24 protein-coding genes are annotated in these 26,198 nt (G+C 56.8%); 18 read left to right on the top strand and 6 right to left on the bottom strand.

The features are described from left to right. On the top strand, positions 1 to 186 hold a 186-nt coding region (locus ACR0QW_RS06735; protein ID WP_432642941.1), incomplete at its 5' end, for a transposase. A gap of 188 nt (positions 187 to 374) precedes the next feature. Here the strand turns inward: ACR0QW_RS06735 and ACR0QW_RS06730 are convergent. Continuing rightward, positions 375 to 1,472 (bottom strand): M20/M25/M40 family metallo-hydrolase, encoded by a 1,098-nt coding sequence (locus ACR0QW_RS06730; RefSeq protein WP_432642940.1) that lies wholly within the window; start codon positions 1,470 to 1,472, stop codon positions 375 to 377. A gap of 21 nt (positions 1,473 to 1,493) precedes the next feature. Continuing rightward, positions 1,494 to 2,681: a hypothetical protein gene (locus ACR0QW_RS06725; RefSeq protein ID WP_432642939.1), complete on the bottom strand. Its 1,188-nt coding sequence runs from the start codon at positions 2,679 to 2,681 to the stop codon at positions 1,494 to 1,496. A 299-nt stretch (positions 2,682 to 2,980) separates the two neighbouring features. On the opposite strand from ACR0QW_RS06725, the gene ACR0QW_RS06720 reads away from it, so the two are divergent. Beyond that, positions 2,981 to 4,594: a gamma-glutamyltransferase family protein gene (locus tag ACR0QW_RS06720; RefSeq protein ID WP_432642938.1), complete on the top strand. Its 1,614-nt coding sequence runs from the start codon at positions 2,981 to 2,983 to the stop codon at positions 4,592 to 4,594. A gap of 165 nt (positions 4,595 to 4,759) precedes the next feature. Continuing rightward, positions 4,760 to 6,325, top strand: a complete 1,566-nt coding sequence (locus tag ACR0QW_RS06715; RefSeq protein WP_432642937.1) for a PTS sugar transporter — start codon at positions 4,760 to 4,762, stop codon at positions 6,323 to 6,325. Between the two features lie 78 nt (positions 6,326 to 6,403). Here ACR0QW_RS06715 and ACR0QW_RS06710 read toward each other — a convergent pair whose 3' ends face one another. After that, the gene (locus ACR0QW_RS06710) at positions 6,404 to 7,363 is read right to left on the bottom strand and encodes a LysR family transcriptional regulator (protein WP_432642936.1); all 960 of its coding nucleotides are present in this window, start codon (positions 7,361 to 7,363) and stop codon (positions 6,404 to 6,406) included. Positions 7,364 to 7,570: 207 nt separating this feature from the next. On the opposite strand from ACR0QW_RS06710, the gene ACR0QW_RS06705 reads away from it, so the two are divergent. The 13 genes from ACR0QW_RS06705 (at position 7,571) to ACR0QW_RS06645 (ending at position 22,626) form a co-directional block, all read left to right on the top strand. After that, positions 7,571 to 8,899, top strand: coding sequence for an enolase C-terminal domain-like protein (locus ACR0QW_RS06705; RefSeq protein WP_432642935.1), 1,329 nt, complete (start codon positions 7,571 to 7,573; stop codon positions 8,897 to 8,899). 35 nt (positions 8,900 to 8,934) lie between these two features. Then, positions 8,935 to 10,347 (top strand): GntP family permease, encoded by a 1,413-nt coding sequence (locus tag ACR0QW_RS06700; RefSeq protein ID WP_432642934.1) that lies wholly within the window; start codon positions 8,935 to 8,937, stop codon positions 10,345 to 10,347. Between the two features lie 261 nt (positions 10,348 to 10,608). Continuing rightward, positions 10,609 to 11,568 carry a hydroxyacid dehydrogenase gene (locus ACR0QW_RS06695; protein ID WP_432642933.1) on the top strand — a complete coding sequence of 320 codons (960 nt, stop codon included), beginning with the start codon at positions 10,609 to 10,611 and terminating at the stop codon, positions 11,566 to 11,568. A gap of 67 nt (positions 11,569 to 11,635) precedes the next feature. Next, positions 11,636 to 11,833 carry a 4Fe-4S binding protein gene (locus tag ACR0QW_RS06690; protein WP_432642932.1) on the top strand — a complete coding sequence of 66 codons (198 nt, stop codon included), beginning with the start codon at positions 11,636 to 11,638 and terminating at the stop codon, positions 11,831 to 11,833. A 2-nt stretch (positions 11,834 to 11,835) separates the two neighbouring features. Then, complete coding sequence (locus tag ACR0QW_RS06685) at positions 11,836 to 12,981, top strand: 2-oxoacid:acceptor oxidoreductase subunit alpha (RefSeq protein ID WP_432642931.1); 1,146 nt, start codon at positions 11,836 to 11,838, stop codon at positions 12,979 to 12,981. Next, entirely contained in the window at positions 12,981 to 13,796 is an 816-nt protein-coding gene (locus ACR0QW_RS06680; RefSeq protein ID WP_432642942.1) for a thiamine pyrophosphate-dependent enzyme, read from the top strand. The genes ACR0QW_RS06685 and ACR0QW_RS06680 overlap by 1 nt, the downstream gene beginning before the upstream one ends. A gap of 3 nt (positions 13,797 to 13,799) precedes the next feature. Beyond that, on the top strand, positions 13,800 to 14,330 hold the full coding sequence (locus tag ACR0QW_RS06675) for a 2-oxoacid:acceptor oxidoreductase family protein (protein WP_432642930.1): 531 nt from the start codon (positions 13,800 to 13,802) through the stop codon (positions 14,328 to 14,330). 69 nt (positions 14,331 to 14,399) lie between these two features. After that, positions 14,400 to 16,085, top strand: a complete 1,686-nt coding sequence (ilvD, locus tag ACR0QW_RS06670) for a dihydroxy-acid dehydratase (RefSeq protein ID WP_432642929.1) — start codon at positions 14,400 to 14,402, stop codon at positions 16,083 to 16,085. Between the two features lie 58 nt (positions 16,086 to 16,143). Continuing rightward, complete coding sequence (locus tag ACR0QW_RS06665) at positions 16,144 to 16,497, top strand: VOC family protein (protein ID WP_432642928.1); 354 nt, start codon at positions 16,144 to 16,146, stop codon at positions 16,495 to 16,497. Between the two features lie 288 nt (positions 16,498 to 16,785). Further along, positions 16,786 to 18,105 (top strand): acetyl-CoA hydrolase/transferase family protein, encoded by a 1,320-nt coding sequence (locus ACR0QW_RS06660; RefSeq protein WP_432642927.1) that lies wholly within the window; start codon positions 16,786 to 16,788, stop codon positions 18,103 to 18,105. A 167-nt stretch (positions 18,106 to 18,272) separates the two neighbouring features. Continuing rightward, entirely contained in the window at positions 18,273 to 19,586 is a 1,314-nt protein-coding gene (locus ACR0QW_RS06655) for a lactate racemase domain-containing protein (RefSeq protein WP_432642926.1), read from the top strand. A gap of 85 nt (positions 19,587 to 19,671) precedes the next feature. Beyond that, complete coding sequence (gene garD, locus ACR0QW_RS06650; protein WP_432642925.1) at positions 19,672 to 21,192, top strand: galactarate dehydratase; 1,521 nt, start codon at positions 19,672 to 19,674, stop codon at positions 21,190 to 21,192. A 123-nt stretch (positions 21,193 to 21,315) separates the two neighbouring features. Next, entirely contained in the window at positions 21,316 to 22,626 is a 1,311-nt protein-coding gene (locus ACR0QW_RS06645; RefSeq protein WP_432642924.1) for a Na+/H+ antiporter NhaC family protein, read from the top strand. A 41-nt stretch (positions 22,627 to 22,667) separates the two neighbouring features. On the opposite strand, the gene ACR0QW_RS06640 is transcribed toward ACR0QW_RS06645, so the two are convergent. The 3 genes from ACR0QW_RS06640 to ACR0QW_RS06630 are packed head-to-tail and all read right to left on the bottom strand — an operon-like array spanning position 22,668 to position 24,589. Continuing rightward, complete coding sequence (locus tag ACR0QW_RS06640) at positions 22,668 to 23,117, bottom strand: Fur family transcriptional regulator (protein ID WP_432642923.1); 450 nt, start codon at positions 23,115 to 23,117, stop codon at positions 22,668 to 22,670. Then, on the bottom strand, positions 23,104 to 23,922 hold the full coding sequence (locus ACR0QW_RS06635; protein ID WP_432642922.1) for a metal ABC transporter permease: 819 nt from the start codon (positions 23,920 to 23,922) through the stop codon (positions 23,104 to 23,106). Before ACR0QW_RS06635 ends, ACR0QW_RS06640 begins: the two co-directional genes overlap by 14 nt. Continuing rightward, positions 23,915 to 24,589 (bottom strand): metal ABC transporter ATP-binding protein, encoded by a 675-nt coding sequence (locus ACR0QW_RS06630; protein ID WP_432642921.1) that lies wholly within the window; start codon positions 24,587 to 24,589, stop codon positions 23,915 to 23,917. The genes ACR0QW_RS06635 and ACR0QW_RS06630 overlap by 8 nt, the downstream gene beginning before the upstream one ends. A gap of 134 nt (positions 24,590 to 24,723) precedes the next feature. On the opposite strand from ACR0QW_RS06630, the gene ACR0QW_RS06625 reads away from it, so the two are divergent. Both ACR0QW_RS06625 and ACR0QW_RS06620 read left to right on the top strand, forming a co-directional pair. After that, positions 24,724 to 25,623 carry a metal ABC transporter substrate-binding protein gene (locus ACR0QW_RS06625; RefSeq protein ID WP_432642920.1) on the top strand — a complete coding sequence of 300 codons (900 nt, stop codon included), beginning with the start codon at positions 24,724 to 24,726 and terminating at the stop codon, positions 25,621 to 25,623. Positions 25,624 to 25,734: 111 nt separating this feature from the next. After that, positions 25,735 to 25,992 carry a hypothetical protein gene (locus ACR0QW_RS06620; protein ID WP_432642919.1) on the top strand — a complete coding sequence of 86 codons (258 nt, stop codon included), beginning with the start codon at positions 25,735 to 25,737 and terminating at the stop codon, positions 25,990 to 25,992. Positions 25,993 to 26,198 lie beyond the last annotated feature (206 nt).

Here is a 26,198-nt window from a genome sequence, read left to right as displayed (position 1 = left end):
GTTCTAAAGACATTTAAAGACTGGGAAAATGAGATTCTAGAAGGACTCACCCAGCCCTTTTCAAATGGATTTACAGAAGGAATGAATAACAAGATAAAAGTTTTAAAACGAATCGCCTTCGGCTTCAAGAACTGTAAACGATTTCGAGGAAGGATATTACTGTTGTCTAAGGTAAAACTAAATTAAAGATGGACGTAAGCAAAAATGCTCACGTCCATGAATGGTGGATGATTTGAAATTCGCCCCAACATTTGACAAAGAACCTTTTTTCTTTTATCCGAAGTTGCTGCGTAGGGGCTTTACCAAGACCGGCGAAGCCGTGTCGCCCGGTAAACCCGTCCCTGGTCTGTATGGGGCGTATCTTCGATTCGCTTCTACGCTTCGTCAATCAATGCCTGGATTAGAAGACCACTTTTCTGGAAGCTGTCCAGATCCAGGCTTTCCTCGGTGGTATGGTTCTTCGTATAGCCCGTGGCGATGCCGATGGAGGGCAAGCCTTTGGCGTTGTAGATGTTGGCGTCCATGCCGCCGCCGCCCTGCTCGATTCGGGGCTGGATACCCAGTCTTTTCAGGGCTCGTATGGCGGTCTGGAGCACGGGGGCTTTTTCGTCGATCAGAAAGGGCTCGAAGGACAGGTCAGTCCGGGTGGTTACGTGGGCGCCGGTGCCTGTGGCGGCTTTTTGGCAGTGCTCCTGGAAATAGTCGATGTAGTGCTGCAGTTTTTCCCGGCTGCGGCTGCGGCTCTCCCCTTTGGCCCAGGCTTTGGCACACACCACATTGGTGGCATCGTTGCCGGTGCCCAGCAAGGGGAAGTTGGATACGGTCTCTTCGTCCAGGCGGCCATCCCGGAGGGTATCCAGGATATGGCACAGGATATGGGCGGCGTTGATGCCTTTTTCCGGTTCATTACCGGCGTGGGCGGCCCTGCCTTCTACTTCTACCTGGAGCTTGGCCAGGCCGGGGGCCCCGTTGATCAGCCGACCGATGGTGCCCGGGCTGTCGATGACGAAGCAGAACGGGCTCTGGAACTGACTCAGGTCCAGGACACGGCCGCCCCACAAGCCGGATTCCTCGCCTACGGTGAAGGCGATTTCCAGACGGGGACAGGGCTTTTCGGAGGCCAGTGCCCGGCGCACCCCGTCCAGGATGGCGCACAGTCCGCTTACATCATCGGCGGCCAGGATGGTGCTGCCGTCGGAAACGAGCTTGCCGTCCTGTTGTCTGGGATGGATGTGACAACCGTTGGCCACCCGGTCCATGTGACTGCAAAACAGAATGGATCCATCACGGGTCCCTTCTTTTACGGCAATCAGGTTTCCTGTGTTGCCACCAAAAGTAGAACCTGCCCCATCGTCCTGTACATCGAAGCCAAGGGCTGTAAGCTTCTCTTTCAGGACGCCGGCAATGGCCTGTTCCCTGCCGGAGGCAGAGTCGATTTGTACCAGTTGTTTGAACTCTTCGATGATATCCATGAAAAGGACCTCCTATCTGTATTACAGAATCTTGGCCATGATGGTGGCTACCACAATGGAAAGCACGGTTACAGAAGTGAAACCGGAAATTACGTAGGCGGTACCGATGCGTTTTTCCAGATAGTCGATTTCTTCCGGGGTCTGTCCCACGGTCTTGGAAATCTCCTCGCTGATCAGCTGGGTACCCGGATAGCCGATCATCTGGCACATGGCGATGCCGATACACAGGTCCTTGTCACCCACGATCTTCCACAGGGGCAGAATCTTGAAGGCCAGGATGATGCCGGCTACGGTGACGACGAAGACGGAAACGACCAGAAAGCCCAGCTGGCCCAGCATGCTGAAATCCACCTTGGCCAGGGAAGGAACGATGGCGGTCAGAGCGCCGAAAATGAAGAAACCGCTGGCGTTGGCGTTTTTCTTGAGGATGTTGGCGGGCACCAGTCCCAGGTTCCGGGCCACCATGCCCAGGATCATGCACCACAGGAACAGGCCCACCCAGTTATGGGTCAGTTTGCCGCCGATGACGCCCAGGCAGGCGGCACCGGCCGCAATGGCAAGGCTGATGTAGATGGTGAACCGGCGGGTATTCCGTTCCGCAAAGGAAGGATTTTTCTCTTCTTCCGGGCCGGCGCTGCTGTCCAGGGAGAAGGCGGGGTCTTCTTTTTTCAGCTGCCGGAATTCTTCCACATAGCGGCCGGCGGCCTTTAGCCCAAAGTAGGAAGCGGGCAGGGTGCCCACGAATTTCTGGGTGGCATACAGAAAGGCAGCCAGGGCGGCGGTAATGGTCAGGCCCTGATCAGTGGCGGCTTTTACCATGGTGGTGGTGGCGATGATGCCGCCGTTGATGACGGGGGCGGCTACCAGGGCATTGGCACGGCCGATCAGCGGAATGATCAGCAGGCAGGCGGCTACGGCAATAGCCATGGACAGGCAGCTGGCGGCTACGGAGCGCCATTCATGCTTCAGCAGGGCTAGGTCGATGGTGGTGCCCATGTTGAACAGCAGCATGACCATGGAAATGGGCCCCAGGGTGGTAAGGCCGGCCTGTTTGATGATGTCCGGCGGAATGACCTTGAACAGGAACAATACCAGGAACGTCATCATGATGACGAACAAAGAAGAAAGCCGGGCTCTGGTCAATTGGGAAACAATGTCCCCAAAGGCAAAGATGGCCAGGACGATGAATAAAGCGGTCCACATGGTCATAAACAAATCCCCTCCAAAAAAGTAAATTCTGAAAGAACAAAACGTGTCTATCCAGAAGACTATAGATAACAATATATACTGTTATCAAAGAAAACAATAAACAAAATTGTAGCATTGCGGAAAGGTGATGTCAATAAAAATATATGCAAAAGTTAAGGGAACACTCACTATTCCCTACCCACTAACCCATTAACCCATTAACCCATTAACCACTTAACCACTACTCACCATCCCTCCCTCTATCCTTTTTCCCTATCCTGCCTTATAATGGAACCATCTTGAATGAAGGAGCTGGTTGGATGACGGTGCAATGGAATGGAACGGAATATCCTTATGCGTCCCGCCGGCGGGTGGTCTATGCCCGCAACGGGATGGTCTGTACGGGGCAGCCTTTGGCGGCCCAGGCAGGGCTGCGGATGCTGCTTGCAGGGGGCAATGCGGTGGATGCGGCCATTGCCACGGCCATCTGCCTGACGGTGGTGGAACCCAACTGCAATGGGCTGGGCAGTGATGCCTTTGCCCTGGTGTGGGCCGGAGGGAAACTGTACGGCCTGAACGGCAGCGGCTACGCTCCGGCGCTTCTCACCCGGGAGAAAGTGCTGGCAGCAGGCCATAAGGAGATGCCCCAGCGGGGCTGGATCCCGGTGACCATCCCCGGGGCGGTGTCGGCCTGGGCGGAGCTGCACAAAAGGTTCGGCCGGCTGCCTTTTGCAAAACTGTTCGAACCGGCCATCCAGTATGCCCGGGAAGGATATCCGGTATCGCCCACCATTCAGAAACTGTGGCAGGCTGGAGAGGATCTGTTCACGCCCTTTAAGGGAAATCCGGCTTTCCAGGGCTGGTTTGACACGTTCCTGACTCTGGGATGGGCTCCCCAGGTGGGTGAGACGGTGACCCTGCCGGACCATGCGGAAACCCTGGAAAAACTGGCGGCCAGCTATGGAGAAGATTTCTACCGGGGCAATCTGGCAGAACAGATGGATGCTTTCAGCCGGAAGACCGGGGGCTATCTGCGCAGGGAAGACCTGGCAGCCTACCGGGCAGAATGGGTGCAGCCCATCCGGACGGATTACCGGGGCTATGACGTGTGGGAAATCCCGCCCAACGGCCACGGTATCACGGCCCTGATGGCCCTCAACATCATGAAGGGGTTCCATCTGGAACACCGGGAAACGGTGGACAGCTATCACAAACAGATTGAAGCCATGAAGCTGGCTTTCTCCGATGCCCGTCAGTATGTGGCGGATCCCCGGTACATGAAGACGAAGGTAGAGGACATGCTCAGCGATGCCTATGCCGATGAGCGGCGGAAGCTCATTGGTGAGAAGGCCATCCTGCCCACCTGCGGCAAGCCCTTCAGCGGCGGCACGGTATACCTGTGCACGGCGGACGGGGAAGGGAATATGGTCTCCTTCATCCAGAGCAATTTCCGGGGCTTCGGATCCGGCATCGTGATTCCGGGCACGGGCATCGCTCTGAACGACCGGGGGAACAACTTCAGCCTGGATCCTGCCATGGACAACTGCCTGGCGCCGGGGAAGAAGCCCTACCATACCATCATTCCCGGATTCCTGACGAAGGACGGAGAGGCTGTAGGGCCTTTCGGGGTCATGGGCGGATTCATGCAGCCCCAGGGGCATCTGCAGATGATGCTGAATACCATCGATTTCCACATGAATCCCCAGGCGGCGCTGGATGCGCCCCGGTGGCAGTGGATCGAAGGGAAGAAGGTGGAAGTGGAAGCCCAGGTGGCACCAGAAATCGTGGAAGGGCTGCGGGAGCGGGGCCACGAGATCGTGGTGAAACAGGACCGGAGCACTTTTGGCCGGGGTCAGATCATCTGGCGGACGAAGGACGGCGTCCTGGCCGGCGCCACGGAACCCCGTACAGATGGCACTGTGGCAGCCTATTAAGCTTTGCTGATTGCTGCACAATGGGGGTGTGGAAAAGCATTTTTCACACCCCCATTGACATACTTGTGATATTTTAGTACACTAGCAGAGTAAAGCAATAAAGAAAAAACCAAACGGTCCGGCTGTGCAAGGCGGACCGTTTCACATTCTGAGGGGGAATGGCTTATGACAAAGGCAGTGGCAATCCTGGGGAGCAGCGGCGGCAATCTGTACAATCTGGGCGGGAAGGATCCCGCTTCTTTACTGGGCGAACTGGTCCGCCAGATCCAGGCGGCGGGCATCACTCTGGCCGCTGTCCAATTCATTGCGGCAGAGGCATCCATGGATACGGCAAAGCCCGATACGAAAGCGGCCCTGTGGACCTGGGACGGGACGAAGCTCCAGGTGATTTTCCGGGGCACGCTGGAAGAAGTGAACAGGGAAGCCGTACTGGAAGATGGACGGATCGCCGGACTCATCGACGAAGACAAGGTGGACGGCCTGATCCTGGCCAGCTGTGACCCCAAGGGAGCCAACGCCCGGGCCATGCAGGCGGCTGCTGGCAAGAAGCTGGCGGCCACCGGTACCGGGGGTACGTCCATGGCCCTGGCGGAAAGCATGGGGCTCACAGTGGTGGCCGTTTCCGGCACCACCGGCACGACGAACCGGACACGGGCCATTGCCAATGTATTCGCCCTGGCAAAGTACTGGAAGCTGGACTACCGGCCGGCCATGAACGGGGGCGTTGCCACCGGGGATGCGGGTGAAAAGACCAGCCTGCTGAGCCGGATCAGCGTGCGGGGCATCCTGATGGCCTCCCTGCCCGGCTTCATTGCCATGGCTCTGACCCTAATCCTCAGCAAGGTGCCGGGACTGGCATACTTTGAGAAGATCTTCAACGTGATGATCGATGCCCTGCCGGTGATCGTAGCCACCGTGGCTGCCAAACAGGTTTCCGGCATGGGGGATGTGGCCATCGTGGCCGGGGTGGTCACCGGCATCCTGTCCGTGAAGGGCGGTCTGATTGGAGGCATCATCGGGGGTATCCTGGCCGGCATCCTGGTGCAGTACCTGCTGTTGAAATGCCTGAAGCTGAATTTCCCGGCTACTACGGCCAACATTGTGGCCGGAGGCATTGCAGGCCTTGCGTCGGGCCTTCTGATCTACCTGTTCATCGCTCCTCTGGCGGATGCGGTGGGCAACGGCATCCGCTATGTGATCGACTGGGCCTTTGCCATCCATCCCATGCTCTGCGGCGGCATTGCCGGACTGCTGATTTGGCCGGCCATCATGGGGGGCATGTACCATGCAGCCATTTTGCCAATTATCCTGCTGGAAATGGAAAAGACCGGGAACTCGTTCCTGGGTGCCATCGATATGGTGGGACTGGTGATGGTGTCCGCCGGCATCATGGCAGCCAATATCCTGGCTCCCCGGCGGAAGGACGACCGGGCCCTGGCCATCCCCGGCCTGTTCATCAACATGGCCTTCGGGACCTTCGTGGAAGCGGCGTATCCCTTCATGTTTTCCAATAAAGTGGTGATGGCAGGGGCCATCATCGCCGCCGGGGCAGGGGGCGTGTGCGTAGGGTACTTCAACGTGCGGGGTACGGCCTACGTGCCCAGCATCGTGGCGCCCACCCTGTCCAACAATATGGCGGGCTTTGCCCTGTGCATGTTCGTTTCGGCCCTGGTGGCCTGCTGCATTACAGTCATCGCGAACCGGTGGACGAAAGAAAAGAGAGAGAAGTGAGCAGGAGCTGGTGGTCAGGAATCAGTGGCCAGGGGTTGGAGATTGGAAATCAGTACCGGGGTGTGAAAAAAGATTTTTTCACACCCCGGTTTTTGTCAGGAGTTTCCGGGTGATCAGCGGCGATTTTTCCCGGAAGTACCGCTGCATTAATTCTTTGTAATAGAGCATGGGCTTACTCAGGTAAGCTTTTTTTTTGTATACAATGTCCAGTTCCCACTGGGGGTCGCCGGGCAGCCGGTAATAGGCAATCTTGTCCTGGAATTTGTAGTAGTTGGCGCTGACGATGGTGCAGGCCAGGTCCGTCTTCACCATGGTCTCCAGGGTCCGGATGCTGGCAGATTCGAACAGGACATAGGGGTTGAAGTGGTGCTGGCGAAAGATCTTGTCGATGATCCGGCGCATGGTGGACCGTTCGAAGATCAGGACGAAGGGCAGGTCCCGGAACTGCTTCAGATCGGCTACCGGCAGGTCCTCCAGCGGGGTGCCCGGCCTGGCGGCAGAGGCGGCCTGGGGTGTGCTGCGGGGCACGGCCAGGATCATGGGTTCTTTCCGGATGAGTTCGTATTCCAGCCCGGGCAATTTATCCTCGTCCGCTACGGTCACCAGTCCCAGATCCACATATCCCTGGCTGATCCGGGCCATCTGCTGCTGGGCCAGCATCTCATGGGGTTCCAGGATGATGCCGGGGAACTTCTGGTGGAATACGGAATAGGTGGAGCAGAACATATCGATGCCCCGTTCCCGGGCGAAGGTGAAGTACAGCTTTCCCACGTTGTTCTGGCTCATATCATTGATGATGGTATAAGCCTCCCGCTTTTCCTGGAGCATGTGCTGCCCGTACTTCAGATAGACTTTTCCGGCTTCGGTGGGGGTCATGTCGTGCTTGTGCCGCATGAATAATTTCACCCCCAGGGACTGTTCCAGTTTCAGTAACTGTTGGTTCAGGGCGGACTGGGTGATGAACAGCTGCTCTGCGGCCTTTGTGATACTGCCGGTTTCTGCAATCTTTACGATGTACTCGATCTGTTTGACGTCCATATTCCATGCACCTCTAAGTAAAACTAAGTAAGCAACTAAAAAATAACAATTTGATTTATAATAGCATGAAAATTACAATAAAGTCAAACATTGAATCTGGGCGCTATTCACAAAAGACTGAAAATGCGCAATTTCAGCGAAAGCCCGGAGCGTCGAAGGCCTTGACATTGTTGGGAAATGGTTGGTTTATCAAGGAGGATACATACAATGACACCCGTAATCACCAAAATGGAAGTTTACCCGGTTGCCGGCAAGGACAGCATGCTGCTGAACCTGAGCGGTGCCCATGCTCCCTACTTTACCCGTAACGTGGTCATCCTGACCGATTCTGAAGGGAACACCGGGGTGGGCGAAGTCCCCGGCGGCCCCAAGATCACCAATGCCCTGGAAGACGTAAAGGACATTGTGGTCGGCACCAAGATTTCCGATTACCGGAACACCCTGCTGGCTGTGAAGGCCCATCTGGACCAGAGCGGTGAGGAAGATGTCCGGGGCAACCAGACCTTCGACCTGCGGACCGGCGTCCATGTGATGACCGCCATCGAAGCCCCCTGTCTGGACCTTCTGGGCAAGTTCCTGGATATGCCGGTATGCCGTCTGCTGGGCGGCGGCCAGCAGCGGGATTTCGTCCGGTTCCTGGGTTACCTGTTCTTCGTGGGCGACCGGAACAAGACGGATCTGCCCTATGACCATGAAGAAGACTCCGACTGCGAATGGTACCGTCTGCGGAATGAAGAAGCCCTGGATGCTGAAAGTGTTGTGGCTCTGTGCAAAGCCGCCAAGGAAAAATACGGCTTCAAGGACTTCAAACTGAAAGGCGGCGTGCTGCGCGGCGATGAAGAAATGAAGGTCATCAAGGCCATGAAGAAAGCTTTCCCGGATGCCCGCATGGACCTGGATCCCAACGGGGCCTGGAAGCTGGATGACGCTGTGAAATACGTTTCCGACATGCACGGCATCCTGACTTACTGCGAAGATCCCTGCGGCGCTGAAGGCGTGTACTCCGGCCGTGAGATCATGAGCGAATTCCGCCGCCGCACCGGGTTCCCCACGGCGACCAACATGATTGCCACCGACTGGCGGCAAGTGAGCCACTCCCTGGAAAGCCAGGCTGTGGACATTATCCTGGCTGACCCCCACTTCTGGACCATGAACGGGTCCGTGCGGGTAGCCCAGATGTGCCATGAATTCGGTTATACCTGGGGCAGCCACTCCAACAACCACTTCGACATCTCCCTGGCCATGTGCGTCCAGGTAGGGGCCGCTGTACCGGGCTTCTACAATGCCATGGATACGCACTGGATCTGGCAGGAAGGCCGGGAACGGCTGACCAAGGAACCGCTGCAGATCAAAGACGGCGGCATCAAGGTTCCGGATAAACCGGGTCTGGGCGTGGAAGTGGATATGGAACAGGTCCTGAAAGCCCATGAACTGTACAAGAAACACTGCCTGGGCGTGCGGAACGATGCTGTGACCATGCAGTATCTGATCCCCGGCTGGAAATTCGATGCAAAATCTCCCTGCCTGGTACGGTAAGCAATAACTCGTAAGGAGAAACTGGAGGAATAAAAATGGCAGAATCTACTCGGATGGTCCTGGGCCTTGGCCTGGGCATCCTGGTCATGATCATCCTGGTCGCCAAGACCAAAGTACACAGTTTCATCGCTCTGCTGATCGCAGCCCTGATTACGGGCATCATCGGCGGCATGCCCATCCTGACGGTGAAAGTCGGGGGCAAGACTACCGTGGGCGTCATCAACGCCATCAGCACCGGCTTCGGCAACACCCTGTCCAGTACCGGTATCATCATCGGGCTGGGCGTCATGATGGGCGCCATCCTGGAAAAATCCGGGGCTGCTGAAAAGCTGGCTGTGAGCTTCATCAAACTGGTGGGCAAGGGCAACGAAGAATGGGCCCTGGGCGTAACCGGATGGGTGGTTTCCATCCCCGTGTTCGCCGATTCGGCTGTCGTCATGCTGTGCCCTCTGTGTAAAGCAATTTCCCGGGTTACCGGTAAATCGGTCATCGGCCTGGGCCTGTCCCTGGCCTGCGGCCTGCAGCTGACCCACGTACTGGTACCGCCTACTCCTGGTCCTCTGACTGCAGCCGGCATGCTGGGTATCGATGTGGGCCAGATGATCGCCGGTGGTACGATCCTCAGCATCCCCATGCTGCTGGTCATCGTCCCTTACTGCAAATGGATCGGCAAGAAAATCTATCAGGTCGTCAATGAAGAGGGCGAATATATCCGCCCGGTCCAGGGCGAACAGGTGAAACTGGCTTCCACCGAAATGCTGGATCAGTTCCTGAACCGGACTGATCTGCCGCCTCTGTGGATTTCCGCAGCTCCCATCGTCCTGCCTCTGGCACTGATCCTGACCAAGACTGTGCTGGACCTGGTGGGCATCGATAAGGCCACGTCCTTCTATTCTGTGGTAGCCCTGCTGGGCAGTCCCATTGTGGCTCTGCTCATTGGATGTCTGATTTCCATCTACGGCCTGGTTCCCAACCGGGATACCAAAGAAGTGCTGAAAATGATGGATGACGGCATTAAAGATACGGGTATCATCATGCTGATCACCGGTGTGGGCGGCTCCCTGGGTTATGTGGTACGGGCTTCCGGCATTGGTGCGGTACTGGGCCAGATGGTGGTTTCCTGGCCGATCCCCGCAGTATTGATTCCGTTCTGCATCGCCGCTCTCATGCGGATCTGCCTGGGGTCTGCAACGGTTGCCATCGTAACCGCTGCTTCCCTGACCATGCCGCTGATGGGGCAGCTGACCATCAGCCCGTTGCTCATGGCTCTGTCCTGCTGCGTAGGTGCCATTTCCTTCGGGTACTTCACCGACTCCGGGTTCTGGGTCTGGAACGGTATGTTCGGTGTCAGCGACCTGAAAGAACAGCTGGAATGCAAGACCGCTGTTTCCATGATCATGGCCGTTACGGGCCTGCTGGAACTTCTGGTGGCGCAGTACTTTATCTGATAAACCTGCGAGCGGACTTACCGGGCGACACGGCCTGTGGCCGGTCTTGGTAAGCCCCTACGAAAATACTTGCATGGTACGATTGCAATCCGTAGGGGCGGACCAAGGGTCGCAGAGCGATCCCGCCTGGTGCGCCCGCAAAAAGGGGGTCTGTGATTCCACAGACCTCTGGGAAAGACAGAGGAACTGCTCCTCTGTTTTCCCCAGGGGCTTTTCCCCGGAAATCGAGTAACACAGGAGTTTGTATAGGAGGGGTATGAAATGTATAAGATCCTGGTTCCCAAGGCACTGAAACAGGTTGCCCGGGATTTCCTGACGGCCCAGGGCTACGAGCTGGTCAGCCCGGAAGCTACGGACGAGGCTTCTCTGGAGAAAGCCATCGCCGATGTGGATGCCGTCATCGCCCGGACGGAAAAATACACAAAAAACGTGATCGGTGCTGCCAAGAACCTGAAAATCATCGCCCGGTACGGTATTGGGTATGAAAATATCGACCTGGCCGCCTGTGACGAAAAGAACGTGACAGTGACCCTGGCCCGGGGGTGCAACACCTATTCCGTGGCCGAGCATGCCATTACCCTGATGCTTTCCTGCCTGCGGGCCATTCCTCAGTTCAACCAGGAAATCCGCAAGGGCAACTGGAAGAGCCGGGATGGTATCCCGACCCATGAAGCCCGGTACAAGACCTTCGGCAGCATCGGCATCGGGCCCATCGGCTGGGAAGCCGTAAAGATCGCTCACTACGGATTCCAGATGAAGATCCTGGTCTACGACAAGTTTGTGGACCGGAGCAAGTTCCCCGAATGGGTGGAATTCACTGATACCCTGGATGAAATGATGGAACGGGCGGATGTGGTATCGCCGCATCTGCCGTTGAACAAGGGTACCTTCCACATCATTGACGCGGAAGCCATCTCTCACATGAAACCCACGGCTGTCCTCCTGAATGTATCCCGGGGCGCCATCTGGGATGAAAAGGCCGTATATGAGGCCCTGAAGGATCACAGAATCGCTGCTGCCGGCGCCGACGTGTTCGAAACCGAACCGCCCAGCCCGGATATGCCGCTGTTCAGCCTGCCCAACTACATCGGCTGTCCGCACACGGCAGCCCTGACGAAAGAAGCCATCGAAGCTGTGGCCATGAACTGTGCCCACGCTATCGACGATCTCCTGAACGGGCGGGAACCCAAATACATCATCAACCATCCGAAAAAAGGCTGAGGACTGTTTCTGGTCTCTGGCCGAAGGATGCCAGCACGGCTGGCGAAGGAAAATGGGAGGATCGACAATGAGTAAAGAAATTACCATCAACATCAATGACAAACTGTGCAAGCAGTGCGGCATCTGCTCCGCCCTGTGCCCGAAACAGGTACTGGAACAGAGCTATGGCAGCTATCCGAAGGTGGCACACCCGGATGCCTGCATCGGCTGCAAACTGTGCGCTCTGCGCTGCCCTGATTTTGCAATTGAAGTGGAGGTCAAATAAGTATGGCTAAGGTAGAAAAGAAATTCATGGAAGGCAATGAAGCGATGACCGCCGGCGCCATCGCTGCCGGGGCCCGGTTCTTCGCCGGTTACCCCATTTCCCCCAGTTCTGAAGTGGCCAAGGCCGCTGCCAAGGAACTGCCCCGCCATGGCGGCATCTACATCCAGATGGAAGACGAACTGAGTTCCATGGCTGCTCTGCTGGGTGCTTCCCTGGCTGGGAAGAAAGCCTTCACCGCTACCAGCGGCCCGGGCTTCTCCCTGATGCAGGAAAACCTGGGTCTGGGCATTATGAGTGAACTGCCCTGCGTCCTGTATAACGTACAGCGCAGCGGCCCGTCCACCGGTGCTGCTACGAAACCGGCCCAGGGCGATCTGATGCAGGCCCGGTACGGGACCCATGGGGATCACAGCATCATCGCTCTCAGCCCTTCTTCCGTACAGGACTGCTATGACCTGTCCATCACCGCTTTCAACCTGGCTGAAAAATATCGTACCCCGGTGATTTTCCTGGCCGATGAAGTGGTGGGGCACCTGCGGGAAACCCTGACCATCCGTCAGCCGGAAGCGGACGAAATCGTGGATCGGAAAGCTCCGGCCACTACGAACCAGGCCGACTTCCACCCCTATGATTACAGCGGCACGGAAGTGGCTCCCATGGTGGGCGTAGGCGACCGGAACCTGCTGATGCGGACCACCGGTTCCACCCACGATGAAAAAGGCGAATTCTGCCCCTCTCCGGAAAACATCAACCGGGTAACCCATTACCTGGTGGACAAGATCGAAAAACATGTGGATGACATCACCATCACCCGGAAATACCAGATGGATGATGCGGATATGGTCCTGATCTCCTTCGGCTGCTCCGTCCGGAGCTCCCTGAGCGCCATTGAAATCCTGCGGAAGAAAGGCGTCAAAGCCGGACTGCTGCAGCTGGTGACCGTATGGCCCATGCCGGAAAAAGAAATCCGGGCTGCCCTGCAGCAGGCCAAGACGGTGATCGTCCCTGAACTGAACCTGGGCCAGCTGGCCGGCGAAGTACGGAAGTACAACGATTACGGCTGCAAAGTACTGCAAGCCAACCGTACCGACGGGATCCTGATCACCCCGCAGCAGATCGTGGATGTTTATGAGGAGAGTGAAAGATGATGAAATCCTATAAAGACTATATGCTGTTCGACAAACTGCCCCACACCTGGTGTGCCGGTTGCAGCCACGGCATCGTGCTGCAGTCCATCGCCTCCGTGCTGGCAGAACTGGGCCTGGACAAGCACGATATCGCCCTGGTTTCCGGTATCGGCTGCTTCGGCCGTGTAGATGACTATCTGGATATCAACTGCATGCACGTGACTCACGGCCGTGCCCTGGCAGCTGCCACCGGCGTAGCCCTGGGCAACCCGGATCTGCATGTACTGTGCACCATGGGTGACGGCGATGGTACCACCATCGGCGGCAACCACTTGATCCACGCCGCCCGCCGGAACATCAACGTGACGGCCATCATCTCCAACAACTACAACTACGGGCAGACCGGCGGCCAGTATTCCGGCACCACGCCTACCCACAGCATTACCCAGACCTCTCCCTACGGCCATATCGAACAAAATTTCGATGTGTGCAAGCTGGCCATTGCGGCCGGGGCTTCCTATGTGGGCCGGGCTACTGCCTACAACCCCATCATGATGCGGAAGCTGATCAAGGAAGGCATGCAGGTCAAAGGCTTTTCTCTGATCGAAGTCATGAGCGCCTGCCCCACCCACTTCGGCAAGTTCAACAAACTGGGCGCCGTTTCCCATATGATGCAGCTGATGAATGAACAGAGCGTCACTGTGGCCCAGGCTGCCAAGATGAGCGACGAGGAACTGAAGGGCAAGATCGTGGTCGGCTGCCTGAAGAATGAACCGCGGGACGACTACTACACCAGCTACAAGCGCATCATCGATGCCAACAGAATCGAGGGTTAAGTTATGAAAAAAGAAATCGTATTGTCCGGTGTGGGCGGCCAGGGCGTAGTCTCCGTGGGCGAAGTCATGGGGCTGGCCTCCCTGAACGAAGAAAATATCAATGCCACCATGAGTGCTTCCTACGGGGCTGAAGCCCGGGGCACCTTCACCAAGACCGATGTGGTCCTGAGTGACGGCATCGTAGGCTATCCCAACGTAGAAGTGCCGGATCTGATCCTGTGCCTGGCCCAGGTTGCCTATGACCGGTATGTGGACAAGTTCACCGATGATACCCTGGTGTTCTATGATTCCGATGAAGTGAAGCCCAAGGAAGGTTCCAAAGGCACCCAGATCGGCCATCCTTTCCGGAAACTGGCTGTGGAACTGGGCAGCATCCAGAGTGCCAACTTCATCGCCCTGGGGGCTATGATGAAGAAGACGGGTCTGCTACAGCCGGAAAGCGTAGTCAAAGGCATCGAAAAACGGTTCGCCGGCAAACAGAAGGTCATCGACAGCAACCGGAAGGCTTTTGAAAAAGGGCTGACACTGGAATAAGACAAAGTGATGAGTGGCTGGCGGACAGCAACTCGTCAAATGAATTGGATTGAATTGAGGTAAAACTCCATGAGCGGAAAAGAATTGCATTACAAGGACAACCGCAGTGGAATCATGGTCAACGGGGTTGGCCGGAGCGGCAACCGGGCACTGCTGTACAGCATGGGCCTGGAAGAGGACGATTTCCGGAAACCCATCATCGGGATTGCCAATTCCTTCAGTGAATTGGTACCCGGCCATATCCATCTGCGGGAACTGGCCCGGGATGTCAGCGACGGCATCCTGGAAGCCGGGGGAATCCCCCGGGAATTCGACACCATCGCCCTGTGCGATGGCCTGTGCCAGGGCCACAGCGGCATGCGCTACTCCCTGCCCAGCCGGGAAATCATTGCCGACTCGGTAGAAGCTGTAGTCCAGGGCAACCAGCTGGATGCTGTGGTGATGCTGGCCAGCTGCGATAAGATCGTCCCCGGGATGATCCTGGCAGCCGCCCGGATGAAGATTCCTGCCATCATTGTTACCGGCGGCCCCATGATCGCCGGCCACTGCGACGGGTATAACAACATCTGCCTGAGCAACCTGCGTGAATTCGTGGGCCAGTATCAGGTAGGCAAGATGAGCTACGAAGAACTGCGGAAGATGGAAATGGCTTCCCTGCCTACGGTGGGTTCCTGCTCCATGATGGGCACGGCCAACACCATGAGCTGCCTGGCCGAAGTGCTGGGGCTGACTCTGCCCCGGATGGGCACGTCTCCGGCTGTTTCTTCTGAAAAACGGAGACTGGCCCGGGCCAGCGGCAAGCGGATCGTGGCCATGGTCAAGGAAGGTATCACTACGGATCAGATCCTGACCCGTACGGCACTGCTGGATGCTGTCAAGGCCGTCATGGCCCTGGGTGCTTCCACCAACTCGGTGCTGCATCTGATGGCCATTGCCCATGAAGCCCATGTGGAACTGACCCTGGAAGACTTCGACCGGATCAGCCGGGAAGTCCCGTACCTGTGCAACCTGCGCCCCTCCGGCCAGTATGCGGTGGGCGTACTCCACGACAACGGCGGCATCCCTGCGGTACTGAAGGCCATCGAAGACAAACTGGATGACCATATCACCGTTACCGGCCATACCCTGAAAGAGAACATCGCAGCCCAGCCTCTGGTGGAAAACGATGTGATCTTCCCCCGGAGCAAACCCAAGAACAAGGAAGGCGGAATCGCCATCCTGCGGGGGAACCTGGCTCCTGACGGGGCTGTGGTCAAGGCCAGCGGCGTGAAACCCAACATGCATGTGTTCACCGGTAAAGCCCGGGTGTTCGACAGCATGGAAGATTCCATCAAAGCCATCGAAGCCGGCGAAATTGAACCGGGTACGGTCATCGTACTGCGGTATGAAGGCCCTAAAGGCGGTCCCGGCATGCGGGAAATGTACCTGGTGACGGCTCTCCTGGTAGGACGCGGCATGGATGAAAGCACCGCTCTGGTTACGGACGGGCGCTTCTCCGGTTCCACCCGTGGGCCATGTATCGGCCACGTTTCTCCGGAAGCGGCTGCCGGCGGTCCTATCGGGCTGGTGGAAGACGGGGACATCATCCACATCGACATCCCCAACCGGGTGCTGAAGGTGGATGTATCCGATGAAGAGCTGGCGGAACGGAAAAAGCATTTCAAACCGGTGGTGAAAGCCACATCCCCGCTGCTGAAAAAATATGCAGCTCTGGTTTCTTCTGCTGACAAAGGTGCCGTCCTTCATGTAGAATAAAGGAAACGGGAAGCGGTTCCCATAACAGCCGCTTCCCATGACCCTAAGGAGGCAAATCATGGCAGAAAAAATCAAGTATACCCTGAAACATGTCGGCATCAACTGTGCCGACGAGAAAGAGGCCAAACAGCTGGTATCCCTCTTATGCAGTCTGTTCGACCTGGAACCGGGAAACGAAAATGACACGCACATCTTTGTTTCCAACATGTTCGAAGTGATGAAGGACAGCGCCCGCGGCAAATATGGCCATATCGCTCTGCAGACTCCAGATGTGGAGCTGGCCATGGCGGACCTGGCGAAGAAGGGGATCTCCTTTAAGGAAGATACCATCCGCCGGGATGCTGACGGAAAAGTCATCTTCGTCTACCTGGACGGAGATATCGGAGGCTTTTCCTTCCATCTCACCAAATAATTGTGTGAAACGACTCCAAAAAAGAAATAAACCATACCCCTCTATGATGACGCCGGGACCCTTTTGCCAACGAGGGTTCCGGCGTTTATAATGTTTATGGTCCATCGTGGCGGACGTACCGGGCAACACGGCTGACGCCGGTCCTGGCACGCTCCGGCGGTGCCTTATCGATGATACGATTAGGTTTACCAAGGGTCGCGCAGCGATCCCGCCTGGTAAACCCGCAGAGGTTTGCTGTAGTGTAGGGGCGCCCCCTCTGGTGCGCCTGTAGAAGGAGGAATATATTTTATGCTGGAAAAATATCGCAATAAGATCATGACTCCGGCGGAAGCTGCCAAGGTGGTCAAAAACGGCGACTGGGTGGACTTTGGCTTCGGCAACGGGTTCCCCGAACTGTTCGATGAAGCCCTGGCCGCACGCCGGGACGAACTGACGGACGTCAAGATCCGGGGCGGCCTGGTATATCGGCCCGTCATCCACACGGTGGACTGCGACCCGGAAATGAAGCATTTCCACTACTACAGCTGGCACCTGGGCGCCTACGAACGGAAAATGTTCACCCAGAAACGGCTGAGCTTCGTACCCATGCTGCTGCGGCTGCTGCCGGAAATGTACCGGGACTACCTGAAAGTGGATGTGGCTGTGATCCCGGTTTCCAAACCGGACGAAAATGGTTACTGCGGCCTGGGTCTGGCCAGCTACGGCTGGAGAGCCATCATGGAAAAGGCCCGTACCGTAGTGTTTGAAATCAACGAGCATATGCCCACCCTGCAGGGTGTGGACGGTTCCCACCGGGTAAGCCTGGACGAAGCTGATGTCATCATGGAAGGGGAGCACGGGCCTCTGTGCACTTCCGGTTACCGCACTCCCAGTGAAGCGGATCTTCAGATTGCCCGGAACGTGGTGGCAGAGATCCCCAATGGGGCGACCCTGTCTCTGGGTGTGGGCACCATTCCCTTCACCATTGCCCAGCTGCTGGCCAAAAGTGACAAGGAAGACCTGGGCTGCCACACCGGCACCATCAGCGACGCTTTCCTGGCCCTGTACAAGGCAGGCAAGCTGACCAACGCCAAAAAGGAAGTCCAGACCGGCCGCAGCACCTGGAACCTGGCCAGCGGTTCTCAGGAACTGTATGACTGGCTGCAGGAACATCCGGACCTGTTCTATCCGGCGGACGCGGAATACGTACACAATCCCCGGGTGATGGAAAAGATCTCCAACTACATCAGCATCAACGGCGGTGTGCAGCTGGATCTGATGGGCCAGGAAAACGCCGAATCTGTAGGCACCCGGCAGCTGTCCGGTGTGGGCGGCCAGCTGGACTTCCTGGAAGGGGCCTTCCTTTCCCGGGGCGGCGCCGGATACATCTGCATCGAATCTTCCCGGGTGGACAAGAAGGGTGTGCGTCATTCCAACATCCTGCCGGCCATCCCTGCAGGTAGCGCCATTTCCGGGCCTCGTGCCCTGATCCAGAATGTGGCTACGGAATACGGCGTGGCCCATCTGACCGGCCTGTCCCTGAAGGACCGGGCAAAAGCCATGATTGCTGTGGCTCATCCCGACTTCCGGGCCGAACTGACGGAGTATGCGGAGAAGACGTTTGGATAAGGCACCAGGCCACTATTGGCGTATGACGTATGACAAGGAGTGTGAGAATTCTTCCCACACTCCTTAAATTATTTAAGAAAAATACTAAAAACCATGAATTTGATTTATAGTTTCCCTTCCGTTACAATAAATGTATCAGAAAAATCTGAAGGAGAGGAGTGACCTTCATGAAAATAACCAGTCGGGGCGGTGTGGTTTCCCAGCTGCTGGCCGATGTGCCCCTGCCCCGGATGTTCCGGTGCAGCCAGACTTTCCCCCGTCCGGTATTGCCGCCGGAAAGCATTCCGGGGGTTGTGAACGAGGAACTGAGCCGGGAACCTTTTGTGAGCAAAGTCCAGCCGGATATGCGCATTGCCATCACGGCGGGCAGCCGGGGTGTGGCCAACGTGGACATCATCACCAGAGCGGTGGTGGATTTCTGCAGGCGGCGGGGGGCGAAGCCCTTCATCGTACCGGCCATGGGCAGCCACGGCGGCGCTACTGCAGAAGGGCAGCTGGAAATCCTGCACGGGTACGGCATCACGGAAGAAGCCATGGGCTGTCCCATCCTCAGTTCTATGGAAACGGTGTACCTGGGTCAGTCGGACAGCGGCCGCCCGGTGTACATGGACAAGAACGCCTACGAGGCGGACGGCATCATCATTTCCTGTCGTCTGAAACCCCACAATGCCTTTCGGGGCAAGGTGGAGAGCGGTCCCTGCAAGATGATGGCCGTGGGCCTGGGCAAGCAGAAGGGGGCGGAGAACGTCCACGCCGACGGTATGGGCAGGATTGCCGAGCATATCCCTTCCATGGCGAAGGTATTCCTGGAAAAGGCACCCATCCTGTTTGCCATCCCCTGCATCGAGAACGCCTATGATGAAACCTGCCGGATCGTGGCCATCGATACTCCCAATCTGATTGAGGAGGAAGCCAAATGGCTGAAATTCGCCTTTGCCAATATGCCTTCCATCCTGGTGAAGGAATCGGATGTGCTGGTGGTGGACGAAATCGGCAAGAACTACTCCGGTACCGGGGTGGATCCCAATATTGCAGGTACGTTTTCTACGGAGTTCGCCCACGGGGGCCTGAAGGTCCAGCGGACCTGCTTCCTGGATCTGTCGGACGCCAGCCACGGCAATTCCTTAGGCATCGGCCTGGCCAACTGCATTACGGCCCGGCTGTTTAACAAGATTGACATGGATGCCATGTACCCCAACATCGTCACCAACACGGTGTTCAAATCGGGGATGATCCCCTTTGTGGTGCCTACGGACAAGGAAGCCATCCAGCTGTGCATCCGTACCACCAACGGGGTGGACCGGGCTCCGGACAAGGTACGGGTGGTCCGGATCCCCAATACTTCCCATATCGGCACCATCATGCTTAGCGAAAGCTATTACAGGGATGTGGCGGCCGGGAAGTATCCCAATGTAAAAGCCCTGGATACGCCGTCTCCTCTGGAGTTCGATGCAGAAGGGGCCTTGATTACGAAAATCTAACCCTCCTTTATATCCGCCCTTTCCAGGGGCGGGGGACCATGCGAAGGCATGGTGATGGGTTCTGAAGAAAGGAAGGAACAAACAAATGACTGCACCGCTTGTCATCAAGGTCAAGGATAAGGACAATGTAGCCATTGCCGTCCATGACCTGCCTGTGGGCACGGAAGCACTGCCGGGCGTCATTGCCCTGCAGCCCATCCCCCAGGCTCATAAGATCGCCCTGGTGGATATCCCCAAAGGGGGCGAGATCATCCGCTACGGGGTGGTCCTGGGCTACGCCAAGGATGATATTCCCAAGGGCAGCTGGATCAACGAACATATGCTGGATCTGCCGGAAAGCCCGGCACTCCACGATCTACCCTATGGTACCCATATCGTACCGAAGGATGAACTGCCGGATCCTCCGGAAACCACCTGGACGGGTTATAAGAACAAAGTGGGTCCTGCCGGTACCCGGAATCTGCTGGGTATCGTGACTACTGTACAGTGTGCGGCCGGCGTAGTGAACGTGGCTGTGGAACGGATCAAAAAAGAACTGCTGCCCAAATATCCCCATGTGGATGATGTGGTGGCCGTGAACCATCCCTATGGCTGCGGCGTGGCCATCAACGCACCTCTGGCCAAAATCCCCATCCGTGCCGTGCGGAACCTGATCCGTCATCCCAATTTCGGGGGCGAGATCATGCTCATCGGCCTGGGTTGCGAAAAGCTGACCTATGACCGGCTGCTGGAACCGGAAGAGATCAATCCGGACAACTGCCTGACCCTGCAGGATTACCATGGTCATGATGCCATGATGCAGGCCATTATGGATATGGCCGAAAAGAAATTGCAGCGGCTGGAGCAGCGCCGCCGGGAAGAACTGCCTCTCAGCGAACTGGTCGTGGGACTGCAGTGCGGCGGCTCCGATGCCTTCTCCGGGCTGACGGCCAACCCCAGCGCCGGTTATGCAGCCGATATGCTGGTGAAGGGCGGCGCCACGGTCATGTTCAGCGAAGTGACGGAAGTTCGGGACGGCGTCCCCATGCTGGCGGCCCGCTGCGTGAATAAAGAAGTGCGCGATAAACTGGCCAGCGAGATGAAATGGTATGATGAATACCTGGCTGAAGGCGGCGTGGACCGGGATGCCAACCCCACTCCGGGGAACAAGAAAGGCGGCCTGGCCAACATTGTGGAAAAAGCCATGGGTTCCATTGCCAAGAGCGGGACCAGTCCTATCGTGGAAGTGCTGTCCCCGGCTGAAAAGCCCACGAAGCACGGCCTGATCTACGCAGCCACTCCGGCCAGCGACATCGTCTGCGGTCCCAGCCAGCTGGCTTCCGGCATCGGCCTGCAGGTGTTCATGACCGGACGGGGTACGCCCTACGGCCTGGCCATTGCGCCGGTCATCAAGGTGTGCAGCCGGAACGAAATGAAGGACAAATGGTTCGATCTGATTGATATTTCCGCCGGCGGAGTAGCTACCGGGGAAGCCACCATCCCTGAAGTGGGGAACCAGATCTTCCGCTTCATCCTGGATGTGGCCAGCGGCCGGAAGAAACCCTACAGCGACCTGTATGGGTTCCACAATGATCTGTGTATCTTCAATCCGGCACCGATTACGTGATATAATAACAGGAGCTGTGAAATCATTTCGCAGCTCCTGTCTTTTTGCCAGTATCGGCTGGCTTAGCGGCGGGGTGTGAAAAAGCATTTTCACACCCCATTTGTCTGAAGTGGGGTTCAATTTATGGAAAATCTGATCCTGGGGGCGTTCTGCCTCATCCTGTTCCTGTTCATCCTGACGGGCCTGCCCCTTTTGGGAGCTCTGACCATCGGGTTCTGCCTGTTCTTCGGTTACGGGCTTCACAAGGGATTTTCCTTCCGCCAGGTGCTGTCCATGGCCTGGCAGGGGGTGCTGTCGGTAAAGACCATCTTCCTGGTGTTCCTGCTGATCGGCATGCTGACAGCTTTGTGGCGGGCGGCGGGTACCATCGGCTACATCATCGCCCTGGCGGTGCAGTTTATCCGGCCCAGTGTATTCCTGCTGCTCACGTTCTGGCTGAACTGCGCCGTATCGTTCCTGCTGGGGACGTCCTTCGGCACGGCAGCCACCATGGGGGTCATCACCCTCTCATTGGGAGAGACCCTGGGGGTGCCCGGCCTGTACAGCGGTGGTGCCATCCTGGCGGGGGCATACTTCGGGGACCGTATGAGCCCGGTTTCTACCAGCGCCCTACTGGTAAGCGTGCTGACGGAGACGGATATCTACAGGAATATCGCCCATATGGCCCGGTTCGCCCTGGTGCCTTTCATCGTTTCCAGTGCATTCTACCTGGCCCTGGGGTTTGCCCTGCCCGGTGTGGGCAAGATGGGGGATATGATCAGCGGGCTCTATGACCTGTACAATTTCACCCCCTGGCTGGTGCTGCCGGCGGTGAGCATCCTGGTGCTCAGTTTCTTCCGGGTTTCAGTGAAAAAGAACATGGTGGTGAGCATCCTGTGCGCTTTTGCCCTGAGCCATTTCGTCCAGGGCTGGTCCGTGTGGCATCTGCTGAAGATCATGGTCACCGGATACCGGCTGTCCGATCCCCAGTATGCGGGCATGCTTAGCGGAGGCGGCATCGTATCCATGCTGCGGGTGGCTTCCATCGTGTGTCTGTCAGCTTCTTTCGGAGGCATCTTCAAGGGTACAGGGCTGCTGGATGGCATCAAATCCCTGTTCCAGAACCTGGAGAAGAAGGTGGGGACGTACCTGTCCATCATCCTGGCGGCACTCTTTACGGGCATGGTTTCCTGCAATCAGACCCTGAGCATCGTGCTGACCCATCAGCTGTGCGCTCCCTTTGTGACGGACCGGGAAAAGCTGGCTCTGGATCTGGAGAACACGGCGGTGGTGATTTCGCCCCTGATCCCCTGGTCCATTGCCTGTGCCACCATCCTTGATACCACCGGCGCTCCCCACGAAGCCGTGGTGCTGGCCGTATATCTGGTACTGCTGCCGGTATGGGGACTGGTGCAGTCACGGAAAATCAGCCACCAACCAATCACTAACCACTAATTACTAACCACTAATTACTAACCACTAAAAAAGGACTTCCTTTATCGGGGAAGTCCTTTTTTTTGGCATTCTTCGCAGTAGCCGTATAATTCCAATGCGTGTCCCACAATCTGGAAATGGTTCTTTTTGGCCATCTCCTCTTCGAATCCGTGGAGGGGGCAGCCGTCCAGGTTCACTACTTTATGACAGCCCAGGCAGATCAGATGATGGGTGTGACTGAACGTATATACCAGGAAGCCGTATTTCCGGCTTTGGGGCAGCAGTACCTTTTCTGTCAGCTTCTTTTCCGTGAAGTTTTCCAAAATCCGGTATACTGTGGAGAAATTCAATGTGGCGCCCAGCTGGCGCAGCTTTTCGAACACTTCATCGGCACTGAGCACTTCCTGCTGGGAAAGCAGCAGCTCCAGTACCTGTACCCGAGCCGGGGTGCATTTCAGGCCGGTCTGGCGGATCAGGCCTGCCGCATCCAGAGGTTTTTCAGTGCTGTGCATGGCGTACCTCCCGTTTGTCCTGCAGCTGCTGGCAGAACAGTACCAGAAGGAGCAGCAGGACGGATACGATGGCGGTAATGCCGCCGGGAGCCGCTCCTGCATAATAGGAAATGACCAGGCCGGCCATTACATCGATGAAGCTGAACACCACGGCCAGTACCATAGTCTTCTTGAATCCCTGATGCAGCTGCAGGGCGGTGGCCACCGGCAGGGCAATCAGGGAGCTGATCACCAGGATGCCCACAATTCGGATGGAAACGGAGATGGTGGCAGCGACCAGGATGGAGAAAATGTAATTGATGGTCCGGGCTTTTACACCGGCAATCCGGGCACCGTCCTCATCGAAGGCCAGCAGCACCAGCTGGGGGAACAATCCGAAGATGGTGAGCAGACTGATCAGGGTCAAAATGGCCACCGTGGTCACTTCGCCCCGGCTTACGGTGAGGATGCTGCCGAACAGGAAGGAATCCACATTGGCGTGGACCAGGCCGCTGCTGATGATGGTGATGGCAATGCCCACGGACAGGGACAGGACGATCACCAGGGTCAGCTCCGCATAGCGCCGGAACTTTTCCCGCAGGACTTCGATGAGAAGCCCGAAGAAGGAGGTCAGGCAGAAGGCGCTGAGAATGGGATTGGCGTGGAACAAAAGCCCTGTGGCTACCCCGGCCAGAGACGCATGCGCCAGGGCATCGCCGATCATGGAATAACGGCGCAGGACCAGGAAGGTGCCGATCAGGGGACAAATCAGGGAAATCAGTACGGATACCATAAAGGCATTCCGCATGAAAGCATAGTCAAACATGGGCGCAGACACCTCCGTTTTCGGCCAGGTATTCCTGGATGTATTCGTGGGGGGAGCAGAAATGGCCCTGGCCCCGGACCACATGGAAGAAGCTGGTGGCCTGGTGGGCTGCATAGCGCAGGTTGTGTTCCACAGTGATGATGGTGATGCCCTGCTGTTCGTTCAGCTGGTGGATCAGGGGGTACAGGTCGTCCTGGCTCTTCAGATCCATGCCTGTGGAGGGTTCGTCGAAGATCATCAGGTCGGGGCTGCCCAAAAGCGCCTTGGCAATCATCACCTTCTGGTACTGGCCCCCGGACAGGGCACCGATCAGGTGATCCTGGAGATCGGTGATGTGCATGCGCTCCAGAGTCTGGGCGGTGGCTGCTTTGTCCTTGATATGGAGTACCCTGCGGGTGTAGTCCAGCACTTCGTACACGGTAATGGGGAACTGTTTGTTCACCATGTCCGTGGGCTGGGGCACGTAGGCCGGACGCCGGAAGGTGCTGCGGATGGTGCCCTGGCTGGGGGTCAGGAGACCCAGGATCAGCTTGACCAGGGTGCTTTTGCCGCTGCCGTTTTCGCCCACGATGGCCACGTAATCGCCGTCGTGAATTTCCATGGAAAGATCCCGCAGCAGAGCGGGCCCCTGCTCATAGGCAAAGGTCAGATGAGAAATGGATAGCATAGAAAACAGACTCCTTTTGTTTGTAAGGCAAATGCAAATGATTCGCGTTTATTGACGGAACGTAATCTATATGATATGATATTTTTCACGAAAATGCAAATCATTTGCATGTACAGGAAAGGATTTTACACCCCATGAAACGTTTATTGTATATTTTCTGCTGCGTCCTGCTTGTCCTGATGGCCGGGTGCGGGTCCGGGCATCAGGACAAAACGGCTGACGGAAAACTGCCGGTGGTGGCCAGCTTCTATGCCATGAAGGAAATCACCGAGGCCATTGGCGGCGACAAGGTGGAAGTGCGCACCTTGATCCCCGAGGGCACGGAACCTCACGAATTCCAGCCCACTACCCGCAGCATGAAGGATCTGAGCCGGGCACGGGTGCTGGTGCTTCAGGGACTGGGCATGGAACCCTGGGCGGAAGAAATGGTGAAGGCTGCCGAGAACAACAGCCTGATCCAGGTGGTGGCGGCCCAAAACGTACAGCCCATCCAGAACGAAGAAAAAGAAGAAATCCGGGAGCACGGCCAGTACGATCCCCATGCCTGGCTGAGCCCATCCTGTGCCCAGGCGGAAGCCCGGGCCATTGCCGATGGTCTGGCTCAGGCGGACCCAGCCAACAGGGCCTATTACGAAGCCAATGCGGACCGGTTCATTGCCCGGCTGCAGCAGCTGGAAGGCAGTTATAAGGAAAAGTTCCGCCAGGTGCACCGGAAGGATTTTGTCACCGGTCATGCGGCTTTTGCCTATCTGTGCCGGGATTTCAGCCTGGAACAGAGCAGCGTGGAAGGCGTATTTGCCAGCGGTGAGCCCAATGCCCGTCAGCTGGCATCCCTGGTGGAATTCTGCCGGGAACGGGGCGTGAAGACCATATTCACCGAAGCGGCGGTGAGCCCCAAGACCAGCCAGTCCCTGGCCCGGGAAGTGGGCGCAAAGGTAGTGCCCATCCATACCCTGGAAGGGGGAGAAGGGGAAGGAAACTATCTGCAGCAGATGGAAGAGAACCTGGAGCGGATTTACGAAAGCCTGAAATAGGCCTTCCCGATTTCTTCCTATTTTCCCAACAATTTTTTGCCCGGGAATAGGCTATAATGGAACCGAAGGAGAACACTTGCGGATGCGGGAGCATGAGAAAGGAGGATGGATATGAAGACACAGGCAAAGATGCTTGCCATGGGCGCTGTATTCTTTGTGGCCGGAGCAGTGGCCGGGCCCCGGATATTCCATGCGGGAGCCGTCCATGCGGACGAGGTGAAGCCTTATCATCAGCCAGTTGTACAAACTTTGGACAACCGGGTTGGATGTCCATATGATGACCAAAGCGGCCATCACCATCGCAGCGGCCATCGGAACGGGCAGACGTCCTGCTGGCAGTATAACCACGGACCCCAGGAACAGGGTTGATCAGGTTCCAACGGATCAGAAAACGGGGTGTGAAAAAACACTTTTTTCACACCCCATTTTTCGTTTATACTGTACCCATAAGTATGGACACTTTTTAAGAGTAGTACCTACCCACAAAATTGGACAGCCTGCAATTTGAATCCTTTAAAATTGACGTGTTCATTTTAGACCCAACCTATTGAACACAATCATGTGTATGTGGTATC

Origin of the sequence: Acidaminococcus sp. (genome assembly GCF_050873445.1) — a bacterium.
In the GTDB taxonomy this organism is placed as follows: domain Bacteria; phylum Bacillota; class Negativicutes; order Acidaminococcales; family Acidaminococcaceae; genus Acidaminococcus.
The sequence above is the reverse complement of the archived record's forward strand: the minus strand, read 5'-3'. Positions and strand labels throughout refer to the sequence as shown.